Consider the following 26,305-nt stretch of genomic DNA (forward strand, 5'->3'; position numbering starts at 1 on the left):
ACCGGCCGCGGCGAGCGCTCGGCGCGGGGACGCCCGGAGCCGTCCGGTCAGGCGCCGCGAACTTCTCCGCGAACCGTCCGAACCTTCTGCGAACCCGTCCGCAAACCGCTCGGCGAACCCACTGCGAACCCGTCCGCGAACCCACTGCGAACCCGCCCGTGAACCCTCTGCGGACGATCCACCTGGACACCGCGAACTGCGCGTTCCCGGCGGCCCTGCCGACGCGACCGGGCGTGGTCCGGGGTGTCCGGGTGGATCGTCCGGCCGGGCTCACTGGGCCTGGGAGTCCAGGAACTGCTCGATCAGGCGGACCCACTCGGCGGGTGCCTCGATGGCGGGCGCGTGGCCGCTGTCCAACTCGGCCCACTGTGCCCCGGGGATCAGGTCGGCCAGCGCGCGGGTGGTGGACGGGGTGATCAGGCGGTCGTGCTTGGTGCCGATCACGAGGGTGGGGACGGTCAGCGACGGCGCCTCGGCGCGCAGGTCGGCCCGCTGCACGAGGTCGACCTGCTCGGGGGTGCCGGGAGGCACGGTGAGGGCGATGAGCTCCAGGAAGCCCTCGGCCTGCTCGGACGTCATCCGCCGGTGGAACGGCTCGCCCAGCACGATCGACATCAGGTAGCGGGCCAACACCGCGGGGTTGCCGTCCAGCAGCCGACCCCACTTCTGCATCCGCGCCCGGGTCTCGTCGTCGATCCGGGCGAACCCGGCGGTCAGCACCAGCGCCGTCACCCGCTCCGGGTGGCGCTGGGCCGCGCGCATCGCCACCGCGCACCCCATCGAGAAGCCGATGATCGCGAACCGCTCCTCGCCGTCGGCGGCGGCGACCAGCCGGTCGGCCAGGTCGTCCAGCTCCAACGGCGCGGTCGCGCGCGGTGTCGTCCCGGAGCCGGGGAAGTCCACCGCGTGCACTTTGCGCTTGCGCGACAGCTGCGGGATGAGCGGGCTGAAGTTCGCGCGGACGGTGCCACCGGCCCCGTGGGCGAGCAGAAGTGCGGGAGTCACGCGAGCGATTCTGCCGGGACGGGGAGGTGCGGCGCGGCCGATTCGGCACGAAGGCGGGCCACGAGCACCGAGAACGCGCGGTTGAGGGCGGATTGGTGTGCAAGCACACATGGCCGTGGCTTCGGTGCGCCGACGGGGAGCGGGCGGAGCGGGGTCAGCCGACGTACACGCGGATCGTCGTGCCGTTCTCGCGGGTGTGCACGCGGACCAAGTCGCACAGCAGGTTCACGAGCATGACGCCGTAGCCGCCGCGCGCGTTCGCGCCGGGGTTGCGCCTGCCCACCATGGGGTTGGGGATTCGGCCCCGGTCGCGCACCTCGCACACCACCACGCCGCCCTCGCGCCACAGGAACAGCGTCCCGGAGCCGCCCGCGTGCACCACGCTGTTGGTGGTCAGCTCGTTCACCGCGAGCACCAGGTCCTCGACCTGGTCGGCGGACAGCCCCGCCTCGGCGGCGAACCCGGCCACGAGACGTCGGGTGAGGCCCAGCGCGTCGAGGTCGAACCCGCGGGTGAGCGCGTCCGGCGGCGGCGCGGGCAGCGGCCGGTTGAACTCCTCGGCGATCAGGTACGGCTCGCGGTAGTTGCGACTTGGCCGGCGGTGCTCGCCCTCGACCACGACCGGGTGCGTCGCCTCCGCGTCGCGCACCACCTCCGGCGTCAGGTTCGCCGTGTCGTAGGGGCACAGGATCCAGGCCGGGCGGTCCTCGAACGCAGTGTTGATCAGCGCCTCGTGCTGGACGCACGCCGGGTACTCCAGCTCGGTGCGGTCCGGCCACGTCGGCTCGTCGACGATCCGCACCCGCCCGTTCGCCGCCGCCTCGGCCGCGTGGTTCGTGAACGTGGACAGCACGCCGGGGATGATCCGGCCGGGGTTGCGCCCGGCGCGTCTCATGTCCAGGAACTCCACGTGGTCGGCCTGCGCGCCCAGCGCGCCGCGCAGCAGGTCGATACCCCGTTGCGGCACCGCGACCAGCACCGGCTCGCCCGCGGCCAACCCGTCGCGCACGAACGGCACGGTTCCCGCGAGGTACTGCTCGTCGTCGCGGTAGAGGAGTGCCTCGTGCACGAAGTCGACCACCGGGGGAACCTCCGAACGGTTTGCTGGCGGCGAGGTCTGCTGGTTCAGTATTGCGCCCGAACGCCACCGTCGAGTGGTCTGCGCAGGCAAAGGCGCGTCGCCGGGTCGAGTCCGCGCGCGGTTTCGGCCTCGACGACGGCCCGCAGACCCGGCGGAAGGTCCGTCACCTCTTCGAAGCCGAGCCGCCGGTAGTACGGGCCGTTCCACGGGATGTCGCGGAACGTGGTCAAGGTCAGCGCGTCGAGGCGCTGCTCGGCGGCCCACCGCCCGACGTGGTCCAGCAGCGCCGCGCCGATGCCGCGCCGGGCGTGGTCCGGGTGCACGCTGATCTGCTCGACGTGCGCCGCGCCGTCCACCACCTCGGCCGCGACCCAGGCCACCGGGTGCGGGTCGGCGGCCACCCAGACGTGCAGGTGTCGCAGGGTTTCCAGCGGCATCGGGTCGTCGTCGGCGATCTCCGGCATGCCGAAATCGCGGAACGGCTCACCGGATGCCCGTTCGATCCCGGGCAGCAGCGGCAGCTCGTCGGGCCTGGCGGTTCGGATGTCCACACCGCATGATCAGCCGGCGGTGAGGTTCTGCTCAACCTCGTTCCCGAGCGCTTCGAGGAGGCGGGCCGGGAGCTGGTCGTCCGGGCAGCCGTCCATCCGGAGTTCGGCGACACTGCCGGCCGCGCCGGCCAGGGACACGCGGAGAGCGCCGCTGCAGCCGTGGTCGGCCAGCGGTTCCCAGGTGAGCAGGAGCCGGTCGTAGTCCGCGGCCAGCTGCAACTGGCGCGGCTCGTCGTGCCTGCGGATGATCAGCACGTCCTCCGTCCGTCCGACGACCTCGTACGGGGCCGGTAGCCACGCGGCCAGGCGGGCCGGGTCGGCGGCGGCGTTGAAGACGAGGTCGGGCAGGGCAGGCACATCGCGTCTGGCGTGGATGGTCACGGCGTGCGGTTACCCAGTTCGGGCAGGCGCACACCGGGGTAACCAGCGGCCATGACCACAGTCGAGGAACCACCAGAGGAGCCGGTCGACGACCCGGTCGACCCGGACGAGGTCGCCGAGGAGGCGCCCGTCGACCCCACCCCGCAGGAAGTGGACGAGTACCGCCAGTTGATCGGCGACGGAGAGCCGGAGCGTTCCTAGCGCCGTTCCCACAGACGCGTCCACCAGGTCCACCCGCACGCGAATGACGGCCGACGGCCTCTCCGCAGCACCCGTGACCGCGAACTACCCGGAGTCGGATCACCCAATCCGGTTTCACCCGATGTGTTCGCGGGCACCCCGCAGTACCTCACGTGCAGCGGTTGGTGGTGACGTATGTCCGGACGGCCTGGTCAGGTCGGTGTCTTCGGCGTGCGCTCCTCGTCGCTCGACCCGACCGTGCACGGAACCAACCGACTCCGCCCGTCAGGCGTGGAACAGGGTGTGACCGCTGTCCGCACCGCGAGCTTCCACACCGCCCGTGCCTGCATCGCACGTGTCCGCACCGCACGCCGGATCGCCACGTCCGCCGCCCGCCGCACCGGCGCGTTCGGCATCGGCGGCGGTACCGTCGAACTGGCGGACTACCCGGTCTTGGCCCATGCGCAGGTTCTGGCCTGCACCGATCACCGGGCTGGGGGTCACTCGAAGGTGTACCGGCAGTCGGCCTGGCCGGCGGGTCTGCGGCGTCCGCTACCCGAACCGGCCCGGACACCCGCGCCCGGGCGTGCGCGGTCGCCAGGGATCTCCTGGTGGCGTGCGGAGGTGCTGGTGGCGACCGGTCACGACGAGGTGGAGACGTGCCACGGGTCCGCCCGCGAAGGCCTGCCGCCCACCCTGATCAGGGCGGGCGATGACGAGTACTGCCGGGTGGCGTGAAGGGATCGGGATGCTGGCGCTGTCGGTCGAGGCCCACCGGACGGGGTGTGCGGTGGTCGTGGCGACCGGGGAGTTGGACCTGGCGGGCGCGCGCCGGGTGTTGGACCGGATGGACCGGTTGGTGACGGAGGGCCGGGACCGGATCGTGCTCGACATGTCGGGGGTGTCGTTCTGCGGCGCCCAGGCGATGAGCGCGCTGGTGCGGACCAGGGCACGGGCGCAGCGGGCGGGGGGCTGGCTGCGGCTGGCCGCGGTGCCCCCGCACGTGCGGCGGGTGTTCGAGCGGACCGACCTGGACCGCCTGTTCCCGCGTTATCCGGACGTGGCGTCGGCGGCGACGGGCCGTGCCGTGCCGAGCGGTGGCGGGGCCGCGGATGCCGCCGGTGCGACCCGGGAGGGCGCCGGCGGTCGGGTGGCTTCGGCTGGTGACGGGCAGGTGGCGTCGGCCGGTGGTCGGCGGGCGGTGTCGAGGGGCGGTCGGCGTGCGGTGGCCGGTGACGGGATCGCCGGCGCGGCGGGTCACCCCGGTGCGGACGGACGGGCTGTTTCGAGTGGTGAACAGGGGGTAGTCGAGCGGAAACCACCTTCCCAGGCGAGGTGATCCGCATGGCTTCCACGACAAGTCTGCCCCATCCGTTGCGCGGGGCGGCGATGGCGGTTGCGCTCGTGTTCCTGCTGGTGGGCGTGCTCGGGTTCGTGCCGGGCGTGACCACCGACCTCGACCGGATCGCGTTCGCCGGTCCGGAATCGGGAGCGCACCTGCTCGGCGTGTTCCACGTGTCGGTGCTGCACAACCTGGTGCACCTGCTGTTCGGCGTCGTCGGCTTGGCCATGGCGCGCAGCGCGTCGGGCGCCAGGGCCTACCTCCTCGGTGGAGGACTGATCTACCTGGTGCTGTGGCTCTACGGGTTGATCGTGGACAAGGACAGCGCGGCGAACTTCGTGCCCGTCAACGACGCCGACGACTGGCTGCACCTCGGCCTCGGCCTAGGCATGGTCGCGCTGGCCCTGGCGATCAAGCGCAGCCCGACCGCTCGCAGCGCCTGACCTGGGTTGATCCCCCGATCCAGTGACAGGTCCCGGCGCTTCAACGCCGGGGTGCCGGGTAGCCGGAGGTCGTGACGAGCCCGTCGAGGTCCGGAGGCGACCGCCGATGCGAAACGATCCCTCTGCCCGGCGACGGGCGACCGTCTGCCTGGCCACCACAGCCCTGGTGCTGAGCGGTGTCATCCCGGCGACCGCGGTCCCGGCCGGAGGGCCGGTCCTCGGCGCGCACCGCCTGGGCGCGGTGCCGGACAGCTACATCGTCGTGCTGCGCGACATCAGCCCGCAGCAGACCGCGACCACCGCCGCGGCCCTGGTCGGGAAGTACGGCGGCCGGGTCAAGCTCACCTACACCTCGGTCCTGAGCGGCTTCTCGGCCGCGATGACCGAGGCGCAGGCGAGCGCCCTGGCCGCCGACCCGACCGTCGAGTACGTGGAGCAGGACGGGGTCGCGCAAGCCACCGACATCCAGGACGACCCGACCTGGGGCTTGGACCGGATCGACCAGAAGGCCCTGCCGCTCGACGCGAAGTACACCTACGCCACGACGGCGTCCGACGTCACCGCGTACGTCGTCGACACCGGCATCCACAAGGCGCACCCCGACTTCGGCGGTCGGGCCGTCGACGGCTACGACTTCATCGACGACGACGCGGAGGCGCAGGACTGCAACGGCCACGGCACGCACGTCGCCGGCACGATCGGCTCCACCACGTACGGCGTGGCCAAGGGCGTGAAGCTGGTCGGCGTCCGGGTGCTCGACTGCCAGGGAGCAGGCCAGTGGTCGCAGGTCATCGCCGGCGTGGACTGGGTCGTCGGCAACGCGGTCAAGCCGGCCGTGGCCAACATGAGCCTCGGCGGCCGGGCGCAGGTCTCCGTGGACGACGCCGTCCGGAAGGCCATCGCGGCGGGCGTCACCTTCGCCGTCGCCTCGGGCAACGACAACCGCGACGCGTGCAGCACCTCACCCGCCCGCGTCCCGGAGGCGATCACGGTCAACGCGACCGACGCCTCGGACACCCGGTCCACGTTCTCGAACCACGGCCCTTGCACCGACATCTTCGCGCCGGGCACGGACATCACCTCGACGTGGTTCGACGGCGGCACCAAGACGATCAGCGGCACCTCGATGGCCACGCCGCACGTCGCCGGCGCGGCGGCCCTGTACCTGTCCGGCTCCACCGCCGCGAACCGGGCCGACCCCGCCGACGTGGCAGCGGCGCTGACCGGGAACGCCACCGCCGACGTGGTGGGCAACCCGGGCCCCGGTTCGCCGAACCTGTTGCTGTACACGGGGTTCATCGGCGGCGGCGACGACCCGGACCCGTGCGTCGGTGGCTCGAACACGGACGACGTGCCGATCCCGGACGCCGGCGACGCGGTCACGTCGAGCATCGAGGTGACCGGGTGTGAAGGTCCCGGCAGTGCTTCCACCGAGGTGGAGGTGGACATCGTGCACCCGTACACCGCGGACCTGGCGGTCGACCTTGTGGCGCCCAGCGGCGAGGTGTTCGTGCTGCGCGAGCCCGGCGGTGTCGGTGCGCCGGACGACATCCACGAGACGTTCACCGTCGACACGTCGTCGGAGACCAGGAACGGCACGTGGCAGCTGCGGGTGCAGGACGTCTACGACTACGACGTCGGCCACATCGACGGTTGGAGCATCACGTTCTAGGGCGTGAGCCCGAAGGTACTTCAGCCGGGGCTTTCAGCGGAGGGGACGTCGGCCGGCGAAGCCGAGGTCGGCGCGGTGGTACCAGTCGAGGCCGTCGTCCCCTTCCAACCAGCACAACAGCACCGGGACACCGTCCAGATCGGACGGGAAGTCCACCAGGAGGGGAGCGAAGCCCTTCAGCTCCGCGCCGGTCTGCTGCACCGCGGTCATGAGGTCGTCCAGCCTGGCCTGCGCGGCTTTCAGCTCGGGCAGTCCACCGAGGTCGGTCGGCCGGCCGCCCTCCTGCAACGAGGCAGCGAGTTCGGCGGCGTCGGCGCGGATCGCGACGATCTCGGTCAGCACCGGCAGCAGCCTGGCCAACTCTTCTCGTGCCTCGGGCACGCTGAACACCGTCACTCCAAGCCGCCGCGGAACTGTCGGACCCGCACAGGCTACCCAAGGGCGGGGCCGCCCGGACGATCAGGCGGCCCCACCCCGGAGCTCACTTCAGCGGCGGGGAGGCCAGTTTCGCCAGCTCCAGGGCCTGCTCGGGCCACCAACGACCCGCGGCGGGCCCGCCCTGGCACTCGCCGTCCGACTCACCGGGGCGCTTCGTCCACACGAACGCGTCCACCAGCGGGATGCCGGTGTCGGCGGTGGGACGCGCGCCGAGGCCGCGGCCCGGCGGGTTGCACCAGTCGGTCTCATCGGCGCCGGGCGTGTAGTGGCCCTGGCCGTTGCGGCTGGTGTCCAGCACGAAGTGGGTCATCTTCGGCTTGTGCACGTCGATCGCGTCCAGCTCGGCGTCGGCCGGGCAGGTCGCCGCGCCCCGCTCGGTGCGCAGGTAGATGCACTTCGACACGCGCGTGCCGTAGCGGACCAGGTCCTCGGTGAAGCGGTAGTTCGACGTGTTCAGCGCGAACCCGTCCGCCCGCGTGACACCGCCCTGCAACAGGCGGTTGACGATGCCCAACTGCTGGCGCGGCTCGCCGTAGCCCGCGTCGTAGTCGTTGAGCGCCTGCCACGCGGAGTGCCCGGCGTCGAGGTAGACGCGGGTGTGCTTGCCGCGCTTGAGCGCGTCAACGGCGTGGTTGATCTCGCGGAACCGTTGCGGCACCAGCTCTTCGTCCGGGCCGATCGTGCACCACGGCTCGCTGGTCAGCAGCGCCAGGCCGTCCGGCTCGACCACCACGACGGCCTTCTCGTCACCGATGCCGGCGGCGAAGGCGTCGATCCACTCCTTGTACTCCTGCTCGCTGCGCGCGCCGCCCGCGGACCACTGCGAGCAGTCCCGGTAGGGCACGAAGTACGCGACCAGCACGGGAACCTGGTCCTTGGCGCGCGCGGCACGCACCACGTCCGCCACGTCCTCGCGGACCTGCTCGGCGCCCGCGTTGGTGAACCAGATCGCGGTCGGCTGGGCGGCCATCGCCTCCATCAGCGCGGCGTCGGCGACCCGGCCCTCCTGCCGCCACTGCGCGGCCTGGCGCCCGGCGTTGGAGTCCGGCTCGACGTAGAACGACGTGCCCTTGGGCAGGTGCGGCGGTCCGGCCGGTGCCGAAGGCTGCGCCATCGCGCCGACAGCGCCCGCCATCGCGCACGCGACGGTCGCGGCCAGGGCCAGCCCGACGCGTCGTCGTCTCGCTCCGATTTCCACTCGACTGCTCCTCACGTAGTACATCTGGGAGCGCTCCCATAACGAGGGGTCAGCATGCGTCCTCATGAGCTGGATCACAACCCCCTGCCCTGCCTGCGGACACCGATTCGCAATCCGGTCGTTACCCGCACCCCGCGCTCGGCCGCGCGGGACGCGACAATCCGGGCTGGGATGTCCGGAACCGGGTCGCGGCTCCGACCTGGAGGTGAGCGCCCGACGCGGGCGTCGGACGGAGGACCGCGATGAAGTACATGATCATGATGTTCGGTGGTTTCGGCGCCACCCTGGCCGACCGGACCCCCGAGTGGATCACCGGGATGCAGGAGTTCATGGTCGGGCTGGACCACGAGCTGCGCGAGTCCGGCGAGGTGGTCGGCGGCGGCGGGCTGGTCGACCCGGCCAAGGCGAAGACGGTCCGCTTCCGCAACGGCGCACCGGTCGTCACCGACGGGCCGTTCGCCGAGGTCAAGGAGTCGCTGGCGGGCTACTGGGTGATCGAGGCGAGCGAGGAGCGGGTGCTGGAGATCGCGTCCCGGGTGGTCGCGTTCATCGAGTACCCGATCGAGGTGCGGCAGGTCATGCACGAGTCGGCCGACGTGTGACCGGGCGTCCGGTCGGTGACCTGCTGCGCGAACTCGCGCCGCAGGTCACCGCTGTGCTCGTGCGGCGGCACGGCCGGTTCGACGAGTGCGAGGACGCGGTGCAGGAGGCGCTGCTCGCGGCGGCCCTGACCTGGCCCGAGCGCGGGTTCCCGGACCGGCCCCGGTCGTGGCTGCTGACCGTCGCCGAGCGGTCGCTGGTCGACCGGTGGCGCGGCGACAGCGCCCGCCGCCGTCGTGAGCTGGCCGTGGCGGCGCTCGCGCCCGTCGACGCGGAGCCGGTCGACCAGGACGACACCCTGGCGCTGCTGTTCCTGTGCTGCCACCCCGCGTTGTCGCCGCCGTCGCAGCTCGCGCTGACCCTGCGCGCCGTGGGCGGCCTCACGACCGCCGAGGTCGCCGCCGCGTTCCTGGTGCCGGAGTCCGCGATGAAGCGCCGCATCAGCCGGGCCAAGCAGCGCGTGCGCCAGGCGGGCGCCCGCTTCGAGCTGCCCCCGGAGTCGGAACGCGCGCCACGGCTGGGCGTGGTGCTGCACGTGCTCTACCTGATCTTCAACGAGGGCTACACGACCAGCTCGGGGCCGGCGCTGCACCGGGCGGACCTGACCGCCGAGGCGATCCGGCTCACCCGTCTGCTGCACCGCCTGCTGCCCGGCGAGGGCGAGGTGGCCGGGCTGCTCGCGTTGATGCTGCTCACCGACGCGCGCCGGGCGGCGAGGACCGACGCCGACGGGTCGATCGTGCCGCTGGCCGACCAGCGGCGGGACCTCTGGGACGCCGCCGCGATCACCGAGGGCCTGGCGCTGGTCGCCCGCACCCTCGGCACCGGCCCGATCGGCCCCTACCAGGTGCAGGCCGCGATCGCCGCCGTGCACGACGAGGCGCCGACCGCCGCGGACACCGACTGGCCGCAGGTCCTGGCGCTCTACGAGGTGCTGGACCAGGTCGCACCGGGGCCGCTGGTCACGTTGAGCCGGGCGGTCGCGGTGGCCGCCGTGCACGGCCCGAGAGCCGGGCTCGCCGTGCTGGGCACGCTCCACGAGGACGACCGGCTGACCCACACCCACCGCTTGGACGCCGTGCGCGCCCACCTGCTGGAACAGGCCGGTGACACGGCCGCGGCCCGCGAGGCGTACCTGCGCGCGGTGACGATGACCGCGAGCAGGCCCGAACAGCGCTATCTCGCACTGCGGGCAGCACGCCTGCCCCCACCCGACGGCTAGGCGGTGTCCGGCTGGGAAGCCCGGTCGCGCCGCCTGGCGGGATCAGGCGCTGCCGCCCCGCACGACCTCCGTCGGCACGAGCAGGCCGGGCTCGTCGTTCGGGCCGCCCTCGACCTGGCGGAGGCAGCGGGTGACCAGTTCCCGGGCGATGCGCTCCACCGGGATGCGGGCGCACGTGAGGGTCGGCTCGGTCAGCAGGCCCACCGCGCCGCCGTCGAAACCGGTCACCGCGACGTCCGAGCCGACCTTCAACCCCAGCGCGTGCGCCACGTTCACCACCACCGCGGCGACGGAGTCACTGCCGGTGACGATGGCGCTCGGCGGGTTCTTGCCGGTGAGCAGCTGCCGCGCCCGCCGCCGGATCGCGGTGTCCGTGCCCCGGTACACCGACGCCTTGGGCAGCCGCAGGCCGTGCCGGGCGAGGCCCGTCGTGAAGCCGGCCAGGCGCTCGGTCTTCCAGTACTCCTCGCCCTCCGCGCCGAGGTACGCGAACCGCTGGTGGCCCTCTGCCACCAGCAGGTCCACCAGCGGCTGCATGCCGGCCACGTTGTCGACGTCCACCCACTGCTGCGGCAGGTCCGGTGCGAGGCGGCCGAAGCAGGCGAACGGCAGGCCGCTGTCGGCCAGGAACCGGGCGCGCGGGTCGTCGATCCGGGACTCCGACAGGATCACCGCGTCCACCGTGCGCCGGGCGACCAGGTCCTTGAACACGCCGAGCGGGTCGTCCCCGTGGTGGGTGAACACCAGCACCTGGTTGTCGATGTCGGACGCCGCCTTCACCAGCGCCTGGAGGAAGTGCAGGGTGAAGCCCTGCATGCTCTCCAGCTGCTCGCCGAAGATGTGGTAGCCGATCTGCATGGTCCGCCGCGAGCGCAACGTCTGCGCGGCGCGGTTCGGCTGGTAGCCCAGTGCCCGCATCGCGGCCGTGACCCGCTCGAACGTGGACTCCGAGTAGTACGAGTCGCGCCCGTTGATGACGTTGGAGACCGTCTGCCGGGACACGCCCGCCGCCGCGGCCACGTCCACGATGCTGATCCGCCGCGCCTCACCCTTGAACGCCTGTTCTTCTCCTCGCACTTGCACATGATTGACCCACCGTGACGACCTGGACACGTTGAACGGTCAATGTTGCCGACTCGTTACCCGTGCTCCCGTTGACGACGCGGCACCGCGCTGACATTTTGCATGGAACGTTCAATGACATTGAACGGTCAATGTCGCCGCCGGCCGTCAAGCGAGGGAGCCGCCCGTGTCCGCCGACCCACCGGCCGTCGAACCAGCCGATCGGCTCGTCCACCTCAGGGCGGCCGGGGTCGGCCTGGTGCTCCACTGCGCGGGCCACCGCCTGCCACAAGTCCTGCACTGGGGCGCCGACCTCGGTGCCGGCGGCGAGCGGGGCCTGGTCGACACCGCGGCCCCGGCGGTGGTGCCGAACTCGCTGGACGTCCCGACGGCCGTCGCGGTCGTGCCCGAGCACGCGACCGGCTGGGCCGGGCTGCCCGGTGTGCGCGGACATCGTGACGGCGCGGCCTGGTCACCGCTGTTCACGGTGACCGCCGTGACGGAGATCGACGGCGCCTGCCTGGTGCGGGCCGCGGACGCCGAAGCCGGGCTGGCGCTCGACCTGGAGATCGCCCTGACGCCGGCCGGTCTGGTGCGGATGAAGGCAGAGTTGCGCAACACCGCCGAGTCGCCCTACACGCTCGACGGCCTGGTGCTAGCCCTCCCGATCCCGGGCCACGCCACCGAAATCCTCGACCTCACCGGGCGGTGGGGGCGCGAACGCACACCGCAGCGCCGACCGTTCGGAGTGGACGCCCACGTCCGGGACAGCAGGCGGGGCCGGACCGGGTCCGACGCGACGCTGGTGCTGGCGGCGGGCGAAGCCGGGTTCGGTTTCCGGCGCGGCCGGGTGTGGGGCGTGCACGTGGCGTGGAGCGGCAACCACCGCACGTACGCCGAGCGCCTGCCCACCGGTGAAGCCGTGATCGGCGGCGGCGAACTGCTGCTGGCCGGTGAGATCCGGCTGGCGCCGGGGGAGAGCTACACGACCCCGGACGTGTTCGCGGCCTACGGCGACGGGTTGGACGAGCTGTCCGCCCGCTTCCACGACCACCTGCGCGCCCGACCGCACCACCCGACCGGCCCGCGCCGGGTCGTGCTGAACACGTGGGAGGCCGTGTACTTCGACCACGACCTCGACCGCCTCAAGGCACTGGCCGACGCGGGCGCCGAGGCCGGTGCGGAGCTGTTCGTGCTGGACGACGGCTGGTTCCGCGGCCGGCGCGACGACACCGCCGGCCTGGGCGACTGGCACGTGGACGAGGACGTCTGGCCGGCCGGCCTGCACCCGCTGGTCGACCACGTCCGCGGCCTTGGCCTGGAGTTCGGCCTGTGGGTGGAGCCGGAGATGGTCAGCGCCGACTCGGACCTGCTGCGCGCGCACCCCGACTGGATCCTGTCCGCCGGTGGCCGGCGCCCGCCGCTGATCCGCGGCCAGCACGTGCTCGACCTGACTCGCGACGACGTCCACGCGCACCTGCTGGAACGCCTCGACGCGCTGGTCCGCGAATACCGGCTGGCGTTCCTGAAGTGGGACCACAACAGGGATCTGATCGACGCGGGTGACTCCCGCACCGGCACACCGGCCGTGCACGCGCAGACCCACGCCGCCTACCGCCTGTTCGACGACCTGCGCCGCAAGCACCCCGGCCTGGAGATCGAGTCGTGCTCCTCCGGCGGCGCGCGGGTCGACCTCGGCATCCTGGAGCGCACCGACCGGGTGTGGGCGAGCGACTGCATCGACGCGCTGGACCGGCAGGGCATCCAGCGCTGGACCGGCCTGCTGCTGCCGCCGGAGCTGATCGGCACGCACATCGGCGCGGAACGGTCGCACACCACCGGACGGCGGCACGACCTGACGTTCCGCGGCGCGACCGCCGTGTTCGGCCACCTCGGCATCGAGTGGGACCTCATCGCCGCCACCCCCGCAGAACGCGCCGGACTCGCCCGCTGGGTGGCGTTCTACAAGGAGGTCCGCGGCTGGCTGCACACCGGCCGCGTGGTCCGCGCCGACCCGGCCGACCCGGCGATCCTGGTGCACGGCGTCGTGTCGGCGGACGGCGCGCAGGCGCTGTTCTCCGTGGCACGCCTCGCTTCCGGCACCACCACCGCGCCCGGCCGGGTGACGCTGCCGGGCCTGCCGCCGGACACCCGCTTCACCGTCCGCCCGGTCGCGCCCGACGGCCTGCCGCCGTCCACCGCGCTGGTCCAGGTGCCGTGGCTCGCCGGCGGCGCGTGCCTGTCGGGACGGGCGCTCGGCGAGGTCGGCGTGCAGATCCCGCCGCTGCACCCCGAGCAGGCGCTGGTGCTGCACCTGAAGGAGGACTTCGGATGATCGCCCGCCGCGGCGAAGGCCGGGTCGCGCTGCTGTTCCTGCTGCCCGCGGGCTTCGGCTTCGTGCTGTTCTACGCCTGGCCCGCGCTCCAGACGTTCTACCTGAGCTTCACCGACTACAGCCTGCTGGCCACGCCGAACTGGGTGGGCGCGCGGAACTACGCGGAGGCGATGTCGGACCGGAAGTTCTGGAACGCGCTGCTGGTCACCGGCGAGTACGTGCTGATCAACATCAGCGTGCAGACCGCGGTGGCGCTGCTGATCGCCGTGCTGATGCACCGGTTGACGAAGTCCTCGGTGGTGCGCGGCGCACTGCTGCTGCCGTACCTGATCGCGAACGTCGTCGTGGCACTGGTCTGGTACACGATGCTGGACGCGCAGCTCGGCATCGTGAACGCGGCGCTGACGTGGTTCGGGATCGACCCGGTCGCGTTCTTCGGCGAGACGTCCACCGCCATCCCGACCATCGCGCTCGTCAACGTGTGGCGGCACATGGGCTACACCGCTCTGCTGATCTTCGCCGGCCTCCAGGCCATCCCGAAGTCGGTGTACGAGGCGGCGGCGATCGACGGAGCGTCGGAGATCCGCGTGTTCCGCACCGTCACGATGCCGCTGCTGCGGCCGGTGCTCGCGATGGTGCTGGTGCTGACCGTGATCGGGTCGTTCCAGATCTTCGACACGGTCGCGGTGACCACGAAGGGCGGCCCGGTCGACGCCACCCGCGTCATCTACTTCTACATCTACGAGAAGGCGTTCCAGCAGTTCGACTTCGGGTACGCGGCGGCGCTGTGCGTGGTGCTGTTCCTGATCCTCGTCGGCGTCGCGCTGGCACAGCTGAGGTTGCTCCGCGCGGGCAGCTCGGACCTGGACTGAAGGAGCCGGTGATGACTCTCGCGCGCAGTGGAGAACCGCCGTGGTGGCAACGAGTCCGGTGGCAGCGGGCGGCGGGGTGGGTCGTGCTCGGCCTGCTCGTCCTGATCACGCTGTTCCCCTTCTACTGGATGCTGCGCATCTCGTTGTCCGACAACCGGGCGCTGGCCGCGAACGCCGGTTCGATGCTGCCCGCCGACCTCACCCTCGGCGCGTTCGAACGGGTGCTGGGCCTGTCCTCGTTGAGCGAGGCACGGGCGCAGGGAGGTTCGGGCGCGTCCATCGACTTCTGGCGCTACCTGGTGAACTCGGTGGTCACGTCGGCGGTCATCACCGCCGGGCAGGTGCTGTTCAGCGCGATGGCGGCCTACGCGTTCGCCCGGCTGCGGTGGCGTGGCCGGGAGGCGGTGTTCTTCGTCTTCCTCACCGCGCTGATGATCCCGCCGATCTTCACCGCGCTGCCGAACTTCGTGCTGATGCGGGACCTGAACCTGCTCAACACGTACGCCGCGATCATCCTGCCGTTCTTCTTCATGACCCCCTTCGCGGTGTTCTTCCTGCGCCAGTTCATGCTCGGCATCAGCCGCGAGGTCGAAGAAGCGGCCCGCATCGACGGCGCGGGGCACCTGCGGACCTTCTTCCGCATCATCCTCCCGATGAGCCGGGCGCCGCTGATGACGCTCACGCTGCTGGCGTACATCACCGCCTGGAACGAGTACTTCTGGCCGCTGCTGGTCGGCCAGGGTGAGAACGTCCGCGTCCTTACGGTGGCACTGGGCGTGTTCCGCTCCCAGACGCCGCAGGGCAGTCCCGACTGGGCGGGCCTGATGGCCGCCACCCTGCTCGCGGCACTGCCCGTCATCGCCCTGTTCGTCGCCTTCGGCCGGCGGATCGTCGACTCCATCCAGTTCTCCGGCATCAAGTGACGCGTCCGGACACGGGTGGGACAAAGGAGTTCACCGTGAAGTTCCCGAAGTTGGCGGCCATCGCCGCCCTGATCCCGTTGGCCCTGGCGGGCTGCGCGGGCGCGCCCGCGGGCGGCGGCGGTTCGAACGAGGTCACGTACTGGCTGTGGGACGCCAACCAGCTGCCCGCGTACCAGGCGTGCGCCGACGCGTTCCAGGCCGCCAACCCCGACACGAAGGTGAAGATCGAGCAGTTCGGCTGGGCCGACTACTGGAACAAGATCACCACCGGGCTGGTCGCGGGCACCGCGCCGGACGTGTTCACCAACCACCTCAACTACTACCCGACCTACGCCTCGAAGAACCAGCTCGTGCCGCTGGACGAGTTCGTGCAGCGCGACGCCGTGCCGACGGACGTCTACGCCGAGGGCCTGGCCGACCTGTGGGTCGCCCAGGACGGCAAGCGGTACGGCCTGCCCAAGGACTTCGACACGGTCGCGCTGTTCTACAACAAGAAGATGCTCGCCGACGCGGGTGTCGCCGAGGCCGACCTGGCGAAGCTCACGTGGAACCCCCAGGACGGCGGCAGCTACGAGAAGCTGATCGCCCACCTGACCGTGGACGCCAACGGCGTGCGCGGCGACCAGCCCGGTTTCGACAAGTCCAAGGTGGCCGTGCACGGGCTCGGCCTTGACGAGAACAACGGCGCGGGCGTCGGCCAGCAGATGTGGAGCATGTACGCGCTCGCCACCGGCTGGACCTACACGGACAAGAACCCGTGGGGCAGCAAGTTCAACTACGACGACCCCAGGTTCCAGCAGGCGCTGGGCTGGTTCCGCGGCCTGATCGAGAAGGGCTACCTGCCCAGCCTCGCCACCGCGCGCTCCGGCACCAGCGTCAACGACGGCTTCGGCGCGGGCAAGTACGCGTTGAGCACCAACGGTTCCTGGATGATCGGCAGCTACTTCGGCTACGACGGCGTCGAAGCCGGCGTCGCGCCCACGCCCGTCGGGCCGTCCGGCAAGCGCGCCACCATCTTCAACGGCCTGGCCGACTCCATCTACACCGGCACCGACAACCGCGACGGCGCGTGGAAGTGGGTCAAGTACCTGGCCTCCGCCGAGTGCCAGAAGAAGGTCGGCGAGCAGGCCGTCGTGTTCCCGGCGATCCCCGAGGCACTGGCCGTCGCCAAGGAGGAGTTCGCCGCCAAGGGCGTGGACATCACCGCGTTCACCGGCGCGGTCGAGGACGGCGCGACCCACCTGTACCCGATCACCGACCACGCGCCCGAGATCGCCGCGCTGGTCGGGCCGGCGGTGGACGCCGTGCTGTCGTTCCAGGCCGACCCCTCGTCGTTGACCGAGATCAACGAGCAGGTCAACGCGCTGTTCCGGTAACCGTTCAAGACGCTCGAAGAGGAGTTCCCTTGCGATACCGATCATTGGCGAGTGCGGTGGTGGCTGCCACACTCGTGCTCGTGCCACTGCAGTCGACCGGAGCGTCAGCCGCGCCGGTGGAGACCCTGCGCGTCGACCTGTCCGACTCCACCGGCGCCTTCTACGGCGGTGCCACCGGCATCCTGTACGGCCTCGGTGATCAAGGCGTGCCGTCCCGCGACCTGATCGCCGGCATGCGCCCGCGCACCGTCGCCCAGAAGCCGCCGGACGGCGAGCAGCACCCCAGCGGTGACGCGCTCGTGACGGCGGACGAGTTCTTCTCCTCCGGCGGCACCGACATCTACATCAACTCGCAGGACATCTACAGCCGCTGGCCGTACCAGGACCTCGGCATCGACGACTACATCTCGCGGTTGCGGCCCCAGCTGGAGAAGGTCGCCGCGCGACCGGACCGCGACCGCTTCGTGTGGACGATCTTCAACGAGCCGGACTGGATCTGGTACGGGGACTGGGCGACGAAGAAGGACAAGTTCCTCGCCGACTGGACGAAGGTCTACCGGACGGTCAAGTCCGTGCTGCCGAACGCGCGGATCGACGGTCCCGGTGAGGCCAACTACAACCCCGGCCGGCTGCGGGACTTCCTCGCCTACGCCGCCGCGAACGACGTGCTGCCGGACATCGTGACCTGGCACGAGCTCAGCCCGGACTCGCTGAACCACTACCGGGCCCACTTCGCGGACTACCGGGAGCTGGAGCGGTCGCTCGGCATCGGGCCGCTGCCGGTGAACATCACCGAGTACTCCAACCGGCGCGACACGTCCGTGCCCGGCCAGATGATCCAGTGGATCACCATGCTGGAGGACACCAAGGTCGACGCGCAGATGGCGTACTGGACCGTCGCCGGCAACCTGAGCGACCACTCCGCGCGCACCGCCCGTCCCAACGGCGGCTGGTGGCTGGCCAAGTGGTACGCCGACCTGTCCGGCGACACGGTCCGCGTCACGCCGCCGCGTCCGAGCACCAGGGACTCGTTGCAGGGCCTGGCGACGCTCGACCGCGACGACGCCAAGGCCACCGTCCTGCTCGGCGGCACGGCCAGTGAGGTCGAGGTCGCGGTGTCGGGCCTGGCGGAGTCCACCTTCGGCCGCTCGGTCGACGTGCGGGTCTCCAAGGCCACCTGGTCCGGTTACGAGGGCGACGCCCAGCAGCCGCCGGTCGTGGCGGCGTCCCGGGTCGACGTGGTGGACGGCGTGGTGACGGTCGACGTGCCCGGTGGCGACCCGCTCGCCGCGTACCAGGTGCTGATCACGCCGGCCGGCCACGGTGCGGCGCCGGTGGCCAACGCGCCCTGGTCCGCGCAGTACGAGGCGGAGGCCGGCTTGGTGGAGAACGCGCGGGTCGTCTCGCAGCACGACCAGTCGGGCTGGAAGTACACCACTTCGGGTGGCAGCGACGTCGGCTACATGAACAACGCCGGCTCCCGCGTGACGGTGGACGTGGACGTGCCGCGCTCCGGCACGTACGAGCTGGGGGTGCTGTACGGCAATGGCGGGTTCGTCGGGCAGCAGGCCCTGTACGTCGACGACGCGCACGTGCGGACGCTGACGTACCCGGCGGTGCTGAACTGGACGTACCGGGGCCGGCTCGACGTGCCGATCACGTTGACCGCCGGCAAGCACCGCCTGTCGTTGCGCACCAGCGGACCGAACGGGCACCTGGGCGCGGCGGGCGACAACACGCTGGACCGGATCGACCTCACCGAGGTCACCGGGCCGGAGACGGCGGCGTACCCGCTGGCCGACGCGCGTCGTTCCGACGGTGCCGTGATCGAGCGGGGTGTGCGTGACGCGGCCGTTCTGGCGCCCACGGCCGTTGCGCTCGGCGCGACCGACTCCGTGACCGCGTACGTGTCGGCCAAGCAGGACGGCTACTACACGCTGTCGACGACGTGGACGGGTGCTGGGCCGAGCAGGATCGGCGTGACGACGTCCGGGCGGCGGGTGGCCGGTGGCGACCTGGTGACCGACCGGGCGGGTGTGTGGGACGGCAGCGTCACCGTGCACCTGAAGGCCGGTGTCACGGCGGTCGGGCTGACCAACGAATCGCGGGGGAGGGTCGTGCTCGGCGCACTCACCCAGGTGCGGGCCGGTGACGCGGACGCGCGGGCGGCGGTCGTCGAGGCCGAGTCCGGGCGGTTGGGCGGCGGCGCGGTCGTGCAGGCAGGGGTCTGGGCGTCCGGCGGTTCGTACGTCGGCCAGCTGGGCAATGGCGGCACGGTGACCGTTCCGCGTGCGGAGGCGGTGCGCGCGGCCGGGCAGTACAACCTGACCGTCGGGTACGCGCAGGCGGAGAAGAACACCGGCCACGCGTACAACACGGACACGATCACCCGGTTCCTCGAGACGACGGAGGCGGGTGGCGGCACGACCCGTGCGCCGTACCGGCACAACTACACGTGGGACGGCTTCTGGCCCGAGACGTCACCGCTCGACCTGACCACGGAGGGCGGTGAGCTCACGTTCGGCAACGCCACCGGGTGGGGTCCGAACGTCGACTGGATCTCCCTCGCCCCGCTGGTCGTGGCTAAGTCGGTGACTCCCCGGTAGCGAACCTCAGGTCTGGGTAGTGAACTCCAGGCAGTGAACGCACCACCGGTGACGAGCCGGCATCCCGACCCAGGGGTGCCGGCTCGTCCCGCTCGGACGGGTGTGACCAATCCACGCTGGTCGTGCAGTAATTCGCCGAACACGACCGTGCGCCGACACGCGCGGGGGGTTTGAGGACTTCGTGCGCAAATCGCCCGACTGTGATCGAGGTGAACTGAACCTCGCAGCCTTGTCCCAGCCGGCTCTCTCGATGCGCAGCCGAGGGCTGCGCATCTGCAGTCCATGACCTGGACCGGGCGGTTGGCGGCGGGTGGCTTCTGGGCGGGTGCTGTCCGGGCGCGGTGAGGGCGCGGGCTTGTCAGCCCACTGGTTCGGGATCGACCCGCGCCTCTGTCCGCTGAGCCGGGATCTCGTCCAACGGCGTGTGCAGCAACGGATCGGCTTCCGCCAGCAGTTGCCGGGCGCTGCGCAGGCCGGCGGCGATGTGGTCACGACGTGCCCGCAGTTCGTCCACGCGCCGCAGGGCTTCGGCCATGATGCGCTGGGCGTGCTCGGTCGCCGCACGCACCACCTGCTCGGCCCGTGCCTTCGCCGCGGCCTCCACCTCCGCTACCGCGGCCATCGCCTCGGCCCGACGGGCGCTCATGGCCAACTCGAAGTCGACCCGGACCTCCTCCCGCAACGCCGCCGCCCGCTCGTCCAGCTCACGCCGCCGCAGCTCGGCCCGCAGGGTCTCCGCCGCGATCCGCTCACCGGCCCGCCGCATCAGGTCCCGGTGCTCCGCCTCCGCCTCCCGCCGACGGGCGTCCAGTTCGTCGACCAGCCGGTCGGAGCGCTCGCGCAACCGCGTCGCGGCGCGTTCCGCGGTGGCCCAGTGGTGCTCGGCGACGGCCTGCGCCCGGGTCGTGATCTCGGTGGCCTCCTCGTGCGCGAGCTCCGCCATCCGCCGCAGGCGTTCGGTGAGCGCGTCCGGCTCGATCGGCGTGCGGCTGATCCGGTCCACGCGGTCGCGCAGGTCGCGGATCTCCGACCGGGCGCTCTCCAGCTGCCGGGCCAGGTCGTCCGCCCGCGCCACGGCCGCGTCACGGTCGACCGCGAGCACCCGCAGCTCGGCTTCGGCGCCCTCCACGTACCGCCGCACCTGGCGTTTGTCGTACCCGCGCCACACCACGTCGAAGTCGGCCCGCAACGGCACCAGGTCCACGTCAACCGCCATCACCGCAAGATCCCCTCCTCGTCGTGTCGTTCCGTGATCGGCGTCGGGTTCGTTCTGACGGACAGCGCGCACACCATGATCTTTGTTAGCACTCCGGGGTGAAGGGGGACAACAGTGGACTCCGCGCTCGACCGCGTCTATGAACGAACTGTCGACGAAGGAACCGCCCGCACCCCTCGGGAGACCGCGCGTGACCGCAGACCTGCCGCCGGAGCCCTTCAACGCGGGCGAACCGGCCTCCACCGGTGACGTCGGCGGCACGACGACGCTGGTCGAGGGCAGCACGTTCTGCCTGTCCGGCAGCACCGGCGACATCGAGCCCGGCACACCGCACGGCCTGTTCTTCCGCGACGCCCGGGTGTTGTCGCGCTGGCAGCTGAGGCTGGACGGCCGCCCACCGCGCGCCCTGTCCGTATCGCACCCCGAAGCGTTCGCTGCGCGGTTCGTGACGCGCCGGCCACCGGCCGCCGGCTCCGCCGACAGCACCCTGCTGCTGGTGCGCGAACGGTTGGTCGGCGACGGCATGCGGGAGACGATCACGGTCGACAACCTGGGCCGCGAGGCCACCGCCGTGCGGCTGGAACTGCACGTGGACACCGACTTCGCGGACCTGTTCGCGGTCAAGGAAGGACGGGCGGTGCACGGCGGTTCCGACGCGGTGGCCGCCGGACCGGAACTGCTGCTGCACGACCGCCGCGGCGGTTCGCGCGGAGTGTCCGTCACCGCTACCGCCGAGCCCGTGGTGGTCCCCGGCGCGTTGAGCTGGCAGGTGGTGGTGCCGGCGGGCGGGCGGTGGTCGACCGAGGTCGTCGTGCAGCCGACCGCGGGCGGACGGGCGGTGCGGCCCCAGTTCGACCGGGGCGAGCGGATCGAGAGCACCGGTCCGGCGCGCAAGATCCGGGCGTGGCGCGCGGCCAGCACGCTCGTCACCGCGTCCGACCCGGTGCTCACGGGGGTGCTGCGCCGCACCGAAGGCGACCTGGGCGCGCTCCTGATCCACGACCCGGCGCGCGGCGGCCGGCCGTTCGTCGCCGCCGGCGCGCCGTGGTTCATGACGCTGTTCGGCCGGGACAGCCTGCTGACCGCGTGGATGGCGCTGCCGCTGGACGTCGGGCTGGCGCTGGGCACGTTGCAGACCCTCGCCGAGACCCAGGGCAAGGTGGTCGACCCGCTGACCGAGGAGGAACCGGGCCGGGTGCTGCACGAGCTGCGCCTCGGCCCGGACAGCACGACCGTGTTGGGCGGCAACCACTACTACGGCACGGTCGACGCCACGCCGCTGTTCGTGATGCTCCTGGCCGAGTGCTGGCGGTGGGGCGCGGACCAGGACGTGGTGCGCTCGTTGCTGCCCGCCGCCGACGCCGCGCTCGCGTGGGTCGACCGGTACGGCGACCGCGACGGCGACGGGTTCGTGGAGTACCGCCGCGCCACCGACCGCGGCCTGGTCAACCAGGGCTGGAAGGACAGCTCGGACGGCGTCAACGACCTCTCCGGCCGCCCTGCCGTCCCGTCGATCGCGCTGTGCGAGGTCCAGGGTTACGTCTACGCGGCGTGGCTGGCGCGGGCGGAGCTGGCCGAGGGGTTCGGCGACGAGGCGACCGCGGCACGTCTCCGCGAACGTGCGGCGGACCTGCGGCAACGGTTCGCGGAGGCGTTCTGGCTGCCCGACCGCGGCTGGTACGCCGTCGCGCTCGACGGGCACAAGCAGCAGGTGGACGCGCTGACCAGCAACACCGCGCACTGCCTGTGGGCCGGTATCGCGACCGACGAGCACGCCGCCGTGCTGATCCGGCGGCTGGCCGAGCCGGACATGGACAGCGGGCACGGCCTGCGCACGCTCGCCTCGTCCATGGGCGCGTACAACCCGATGAGCTACCACAACGGCTCGGTGTGGCCGCACGACACGGCCATCGCGGTGGCCGGGTTGCTCCGCTACGCCCACCTGCCCGGCGCCGTCGACCTCGCGCACCGGCTCGCGGACGGGCTCCTCGACGCCGCGGCGGCGTTCGGCGGACGGCTGCCGGAGCTGTTCTGCGGCTTCTCCCGGGACGACTTCCACCCGCCCGTGCCGTACCCGACGTCCTGCTCGCCGCAGGCGTGGGCCAGCGCGTCACCGCTGCTGCTGGTCCGCGCGTTCCTCGGCTTGGAGCCGCACGTGCCGCGACGCACCCTGTCCACCAGGCCGAACCTGCCCGCGCGGTGGGGCGAGCTGACGCTGTCCGAGCTCAAGCTGGGCGCGGAGACCGCGCGGATCACGGCGAGCGGCGACCAGGCCGCGGTGTCCGGCCTGCCCGGCGACTGGACCACCACTTGACCTCGCGCACCACGGGCGGGTTCGCTCGATGGTGTGGCAATCCGTTCCCGGCGTCGCATCCTCCTGCACCCGGCCGTCGCGGAGTTCATCCTAATGGGCATGGAGAAGCCGTGGAACGACGTGGCCGACCAGCTGCGCACCGTCGAGCCCGAGGCGGAGGCCGGCGCGGTGGACGAGGAGGCCGCGGTCGGCCGGTCGGAACCCGCTCCCGAGCCGCTGGAGGTCTCGGAGGCGGACCCGGCGGACGTCGCCGACCAGCGCCGGGTCGTGCCGCTGCCGGACGACGGGCCGGTGTCGGGCGACGGGCCGGTGCCGGACGGCTGGTAGTCCGTCCACCGCAGGTCACGGTGGCGCGAGGTCGGTGATCGCGTCGACCAGTTCCGGCCCGTCCAGCAGCACCCGGTCGTTGTGGTCGGCACCGGGGACCTCGACGACGGTCGCGCCCGCCGCCGTCGCCACCGCCCGGCTCTGGTCCGGCGGGACGATCGAGTCGGACGTGCCGTAGACGACGGTGACGGGCGCCTCGACCCTGGTCACGTGCTCGGCGGTCGGGAACCGGTCCAGCAACAGCCACCGCACCGGCAGGAACGGGTAGTGCCGCGCGCCGACCGAGGCGAGGTCGGTGAACGGCGACCGCAGCACCAGCCCGGCCGGCGGGTGCTCGGCGGCGAGTTCCGCGACGACCGCCGAGCCGAGGCTCTCGCCGAAGTACAGCAGCCGCTCGGCCGGCACACCGGCGTCGTGCAGCAGGAACTCGCGGGCCGCGCGGACGTCCAGCGCCAGCCCGTCCTCCGCCGGGTCACCGGGATTCCCGCCGTACCCCCGGTAGTCGAGCAGCAGCACCGACAGACCGCGCGCGGTGAGCGCACGGGCCAGCGGGACGCGCACGTGCCTGTTCCCCGCGTTGCCCGGCGCGACCAGCACGGTGGCGCGCGCCGAGTCGACCGGGAAGTGCCAGGCCGCCAGCCGCAGGCCGTCCGCCGTCACCAGCGTGACGTCCCGACCACCGTCCAGGACGTCCGCCGCACTCGGCAGCGGCCCACCGGACGGCAGGTAGATGAGCTTGCGCTGGAACGCGAAGGCGCCACCGAACACCACAGCAACGATAGTGACGACCACCGCCGCCACCGCCACCACCCGCCGGCGCGTCACCCCGTCATCCGGGCCGGGTGTCGCGTGGCCGGCGTCGGCACGGTCGGGGCGGGTGAGGTGGTGGCGGAGGAGGAGGAAGTCGTCGGGTCCGGGCGCTGGGTGAGGGTCGGCGTGGGCAGGGGGTTGGCGGTCGAGGTGACCAGCGGCCTCGGGTCGTCCTCGGTGGTCACGCCGCACGACGTGAGGAGGGCGAGGCCGACGAGCACGGCGGCGGTCCTCATCCGTCCGCCTCGGGGATCTCGACCACGAAGCGGGCGCCGCCACCCGGGCGGTCTTCCACCCGCACGGTGCCGCCGTGCCGCTGGACGTGCTGCGCGACCAGCGCCAGGCCCAGGCCGCTGCCGGTGTCCGCACCGCGACTGCCCGCCCGCGCACCCCGGTCGAAGCGGTCGAAGATGCGGTCGCGCAGCTCGGGCGGCACACCGGGACCGGCGTCGTCCACCTCGATCCTGGCCTGCCCCTCGCAGCTGAACACGGTGACGCGCAGGACGCCGCCCGCGTGGCGCTCGGCGTTGTCGAGCAGGTTGCTCACCGCGCGGTCCAGGCGTCGCCGGTCGCCGAGCACCTGCGGCGACGGGTCCTGGGCGTGCACGGGGGCCTGCTCGCCCGGACGGGCCGCGACCACGTTGCGGACCAGCGACCCCAGGTCGATCGTCTCCAGCGTCGGGTCCTCGGCCTGCTGGTCGGCCCGCGAGATCTCCAGCAGGTCCACCACCATCCGCGCGAAGCGGTCCACTTCGGACGTCAGCAGGTCGAGCGCCCGCCCCGCCGTGCCGGGCACCTCGACGCGCCGGCGGCGCAGCACCTCGGCGGCGTTGACCATGGTGGTCAGGGGTGACCGCAGCTCGTGGCTCACGTCGCCGGCGAACCGCGCGTCACGCCGGACTCGCTGCTCCAGCGCGTCGGCGGTCGAGTTGAACGTGGCCGCCAACGGGGTCAGGTCGGGGTCGGTCTGGGCCGGCAACCGCGCCCGCAGGTCGCCTCCCGCGATCCGCGACGCGGCCTTCGTCAACTCCGTCAACGGCCGCAGCGCCCGTCTGCTCGCCCACGACCCCAGCACCACGCCGAGCAGGCCGCTGATCACCGTGACCGCCACCAGCAGGCCGCTGAGGAACCGGAACGTCCGGTCCAGCTGCACGAGCGGCGCCAGCTCGACGTAGGCGCCGTCGGTCGACTCGATCGGCAGCGTCACGGCCAGCACCGGGATGCCGTCCACCACGAGCCGCTGCGAGGCGGGCGTGCCCGCCCGGCCCAGGTCGACCAGCCGGCGGGGCAGCACCTGCGCGTCCACCTGCCGGCCGCTGGTGAGCACCTGCCCGCCCTGGAACAGCAGGACGGTGGAGTCGGGACCGGTGGTGAGGCCGGTGAGCAGCTCGTTCAGCCCGTCCGAGTCGTTGCGCAGCGCCTCGGCCACCAGCCGGACGTTGACCTCGGCCTGCCGCACCGCGCTCTGCTCGCGCTGCCGCAGCATGTAGCCGGACGTCAGGTTCCAGATCGCCACCGCCACGGCGCTGGTCAGCAGCACCGAACCCAGCCCGAGGGCCAGCGCGACGCGCCAGCGCAGCGAGAACCGCCCCATCAGACGTCCATCCGATAGCCCGCCCCGCGCACCGTCACCACCAGCGTCGGCTCGTCCGGGTTCTCCTCGACCTTGCGCCGCAGCCGGCGGATGTGCACGTCGAGCAGCCGGGTGTCGCCGAAGTAGTCGTAGCCCCAGACGCGCTGCAGGAGCTGTTCGCGGGTGACGATCCGGCCGCCGGCCGACGCCAGCTCCACCAGGAGCCGGAACTCCGTCCGCGTCACGTGCACCTCGCTGCCCGACCGGTGCACCGTGCCGACGTCGGGCCGGATCTCCAGCTGCCCGATCCGGATCACCTCGTCCTGCCGGCCGCCGCCGCGCCGCCGCAGCAGTGCCCGGATGCGTGCCGCCAGCACGCTCGCGACCAGCGGCTTGGTCACGTAGTCGTCCGCACCCGCCTCCAGCCCGGCGATCACGTCGGCGGCGTCGGCCCGCGCGGTCACGATGATGATCGGCAGGTCGCCGCGCGCCCGCAGCAGGCGGCACACCTCCAGACCGTCCACCCCGGGCAGCATCAGGTCGAGCAGCACCACGTCGAACGTGGCCGTGCCCAGCAGGGCGAGGGCCTCCTCACCGGACACCGCGTCGTGGACGGCGAAGCCCTCGTCGTCCAGCGCCAGCCCCAGCGCCTGCCGGATGTGCTCGTCGTCCTCGACCAGCAGCACAGAGAATTCCATCTACCCCGGTCCTCACCTTCGGTCGGCCCCAGACTGTCGCACGGAGACTCGTCCCACCGCGATCGCAAGCCGATCGCAAG

The 26,305-nt window shown here is 72.2% G+C and carries 26 protein-coding genes; 14 read left to right on the plus strand and 12 right to left on the minus strand.

Going from position 1 to position 26,305, the window contains the following annotated elements; translation table 11 throughout:
• Window positions 1–270: 270 nt before the first annotated feature.
• From OQ02_RS21760 to OQ02_RS21775, 4 genes are all read right to left on the minus strand, one after another.
• Window positions 271–1,005, minus strand: a complete 735-nt coding sequence (locus OQ02_RS21760) for an alpha/beta fold hydrolase (protein WP_231500154.1) — start codon at window positions 1,003–1,005, stop codon at window positions 271–273.
• Between the two features lie 154 nt (window positions 1,006–1,159).
• Window positions 1,160–2,086: a sensor histidine kinase gene (locus OQ02_RS21765; protein WP_033440364.1), complete on the minus strand. Its 927-nt coding sequence runs from the start codon at window positions 2,084–2,086 to the stop codon at window positions 1,160–1,162.
• A gap of 44 nt (window positions 2,087–2,130) precedes the next feature.
• Window positions 2,131–2,637, minus strand: coding sequence for a GNAT family N-acetyltransferase (locus tag OQ02_RS21770; protein WP_033440365.1), 507 nt, complete (start codon window positions 2,635–2,637; stop codon window positions 2,131–2,133).
• Window positions 2,638–2,646: 9 nt separating this feature from the next.
• The gene (locus OQ02_RS21775; RefSeq protein ID WP_156077198.1) at window positions 2,647–3,018 is read right to left on the minus strand and encodes a hypothetical protein; all 372 of its coding nucleotides are present in this window, start codon (window positions 3,016–3,018) and stop codon (window positions 2,647–2,649) included.
• Window positions 3,019–3,069: 51 nt separating this feature from the next.
• Here OQ02_RS21775 and OQ02_RS44885 point away from each other — a divergent pair, with 51 nt between their 5' ends.
• From OQ02_RS44885 to OQ02_RS21795, 5 genes are all read left to right on the plus strand, one after another.
• Window positions 3,070–3,219: a hypothetical protein gene (locus OQ02_RS44885; RefSeq protein WP_197043436.1), complete on the plus strand. Its 150-nt coding sequence runs from the start codon at window positions 3,070–3,072 to the stop codon at window positions 3,217–3,219.
• Between the two features lie 282 nt (window positions 3,220–3,501).
• Window positions 3,502–3,936: a hypothetical protein gene (locus tag OQ02_RS21780; RefSeq protein WP_156077199.1), complete on the plus strand. Its 435-nt coding sequence runs from the start codon at window positions 3,502–3,504 to the stop codon at window positions 3,934–3,936.
• Complete coding sequence (locus tag OQ02_RS45945) at window positions 3,911–4,537, plus strand: STAS domain-containing protein (protein WP_231500155.1); 627 nt, start codon at window positions 3,911–3,913, stop codon at window positions 4,535–4,537. The genes OQ02_RS21780 and OQ02_RS45945 overlap by 26 nt, the downstream gene beginning before the upstream one ends.
• Before the next feature lie 5 nt (window positions 4,538–4,542).
• Window positions 4,543–4,983 (plus strand): DUF4383 domain-containing protein, encoded by a 441-nt coding sequence (locus OQ02_RS21790; protein WP_033440440.1) that lies wholly within the window; start codon window positions 4,543–4,545, stop codon window positions 4,981–4,983.
• Between the two features lie 106 nt (window positions 4,984–5,089).
• Window positions 5,090–6,655: a S8 family peptidase gene (locus tag OQ02_RS21795; protein WP_033440368.1), complete on the plus strand. Its 1,566-nt coding sequence runs from the start codon at window positions 5,090–5,092 to the stop codon at window positions 6,653–6,655.
• 33 nt (window positions 6,656–6,688) lie between these two features.
• On the opposite strand, the gene OQ02_RS21800 is transcribed toward OQ02_RS21795, so the two are convergent.
• Window positions 6,689–7,045 carry a DUF2203 domain-containing protein gene (locus OQ02_RS21800; protein ID WP_442973667.1) on the minus strand — a complete coding sequence of 119 codons (357 nt, stop codon included), beginning with the start codon at window positions 7,043–7,045 and terminating at the stop codon, window positions 6,689–6,691.
• A gap of 91 nt (window positions 7,046–7,136) precedes the next feature.
• A complete protein-coding gene (locus OQ02_RS21805; RefSeq protein WP_051772628.1) occupies window positions 7,137–8,291 on the minus strand; it encodes a glycoside hydrolase family 6 protein in 1,155 nt (384 codons plus the stop codon).
• 242 nt (window positions 8,292–8,533) lie between these two features.
• On the opposite strand from OQ02_RS21805, the gene OQ02_RS21810 reads away from it, so the two are divergent.
• Window positions 8,534–8,893, plus strand: coding sequence for a YciI family protein (locus tag OQ02_RS21810; protein ID WP_033440370.1), 360 nt, complete (start codon window positions 8,534–8,536; stop codon window positions 8,891–8,893).
• Entirely contained in the window at window positions 8,890–10,113 is a 1,224-nt protein-coding gene (locus OQ02_RS21815) for an RNA polymerase sigma factor (RefSeq protein ID WP_033440371.1), read from the plus strand. Before OQ02_RS21810 ends, OQ02_RS21815 begins: the two co-directional genes overlap by 4 nt.
• Window positions 10,114–10,155: 42 nt before the next feature.
• Here the strand turns inward: OQ02_RS21815 and OQ02_RS21820 are convergent, their stop codons facing one another.
• Entirely contained in the window at window positions 10,156–11,190 is a 1,035-nt protein-coding gene (locus OQ02_RS21820; RefSeq protein WP_033440372.1) for a LacI family DNA-binding transcriptional regulator, read from the minus strand.
• A gap of 172 nt (window positions 11,191–11,362) precedes the next feature.
• Between OQ02_RS21820 and OQ02_RS21825 the strand changes: the two genes are divergently transcribed.
• The 5 genes from OQ02_RS21825 (at window position 11,363) to OQ02_RS21845 (ending at window position 19,287) form a co-directional block, all read left to right on the plus strand.
• Window positions 11,363–13,510 carry an alpha-galactosidase gene (locus OQ02_RS21825; RefSeq protein ID WP_033440373.1) on the plus strand — a complete coding sequence of 716 codons (2,148 nt, stop codon included), beginning with the start codon at window positions 11,363–11,365 and terminating at the stop codon, window positions 13,508–13,510.
• Window positions 13,507–14,382 (plus strand): carbohydrate ABC transporter permease, encoded by an 876-nt coding sequence (locus OQ02_RS21830; RefSeq protein WP_033440374.1) that lies wholly within the window; start codon window positions 13,507–13,509, stop codon window positions 14,380–14,382. Before OQ02_RS21825 ends, OQ02_RS21830 begins: the two co-directional genes overlap by 4 nt.
• An 11-nt stretch (window positions 14,383–14,393) precedes the next feature.
• Window positions 14,394–15,305, plus strand: a complete 912-nt coding sequence (locus tag OQ02_RS21835; RefSeq protein ID WP_033440375.1) for a carbohydrate ABC transporter permease — start codon at window positions 14,394–14,396, stop codon at window positions 15,303–15,305.
• Between the two features lie 35 nt (window positions 15,306–15,340).
• Window positions 15,341–16,681, plus strand: a complete 1,341-nt coding sequence (locus OQ02_RS21840) for an ABC transporter substrate-binding protein (protein ID WP_033440442.1) — start codon at window positions 15,341–15,343, stop codon at window positions 16,679–16,681.
• An 80-nt stretch (window positions 16,682–16,761) separates the two neighbouring features.
• On the plus strand, window positions 16,762–19,287 hold the full coding sequence (locus OQ02_RS21845; RefSeq protein ID WP_156077200.1) for a cellulosome protein: 2,526 nt from the start codon (window positions 16,762–16,764) through the stop codon (window positions 19,285–19,287).
• Window positions 19,288–19,645: 358 nt separating this feature from the next.
• On the opposite strand, the gene OQ02_RS21850 is transcribed toward OQ02_RS21845, so the two are convergent.
• Window positions 19,646–20,503, minus strand: coding sequence for a hypothetical protein (locus tag OQ02_RS21850; RefSeq protein ID WP_051772630.1), 858 nt, complete (start codon window positions 20,501–20,503; stop codon window positions 19,646–19,648).
• Window positions 20,504–20,705: 202 nt separating this feature from the next.
• Here OQ02_RS21850 and OQ02_RS21855 point away from each other — a divergent pair, with 202 nt between their 5' ends.
• The gene (locus OQ02_RS21855; RefSeq protein ID WP_033440445.1) at window positions 20,706–22,817 is read left to right on the plus strand and encodes a glycogen debranching N-terminal domain-containing protein; all 2,112 of its coding nucleotides are present in this window, start codon (window positions 20,706–20,708) and stop codon (window positions 22,815–22,817) included.
• A gap of 33 nt (window positions 22,818–22,850) precedes the next feature.
• A complete protein-coding gene (locus OQ02_RS21860) occupies window positions 22,851–23,144 on the plus strand; it encodes a hypothetical protein (protein WP_231500157.1) in 294 nt (97 codons plus the stop codon).
• Between the two features lie 15 nt (window positions 23,145–23,159).
• Here the strand turns inward: OQ02_RS21860 and OQ02_RS21865 are convergent, their stop codons facing one another.
• From OQ02_RS21865 to OQ02_RS21880, 4 genes are read right to left on the minus strand one after another with little or no spacing between them, the layout of a single operon-like run.
• Entirely contained in the window at window positions 23,160–23,912 is a 753-nt protein-coding gene (locus tag OQ02_RS21865; RefSeq protein ID WP_331281545.1) for an alpha/beta hydrolase, read from the minus strand.
• Window positions 23,913–23,965: 53 nt separating this feature from the next.
• The gene (locus OQ02_RS21870; RefSeq protein ID WP_033440378.1) at window positions 23,966–24,190 is read right to left on the minus strand and encodes a hypothetical protein; all 225 of its coding nucleotides are present in this window, start codon (window positions 24,188–24,190) and stop codon (window positions 23,966–23,968) included.
• Window positions 24,187–25,548: a sensor histidine kinase gene (locus OQ02_RS21875; protein ID WP_156077201.1), complete on the minus strand. Its 1,362-nt coding sequence runs from the start codon at window positions 25,546–25,548 to the stop codon at window positions 24,187–24,189. The genes OQ02_RS21870 and OQ02_RS21875 overlap by 4 nt, the downstream gene beginning before the upstream one ends.
• Window positions 25,548–26,225 carry a response regulator transcription factor gene (locus tag OQ02_RS21880; protein ID WP_033440379.1) on the minus strand — a complete coding sequence of 226 codons (678 nt, stop codon included), beginning with the start codon at window positions 26,223–26,225 and terminating at the stop codon, window positions 25,548–25,550. The genes OQ02_RS21875 and OQ02_RS21880 overlap by 1 nt, the downstream gene beginning before the upstream one ends.
• Window positions 26,226–26,305 lie beyond the last annotated feature (80 nt).

Source organism: Saccharothrix sp. NRRL B-16314, assembly GCF_000716595.1.
Lineage (GTDB): Bacteria > Actinomycetota > Actinomycetes > Mycobacteriales > Pseudonocardiaceae > Actinosynnema.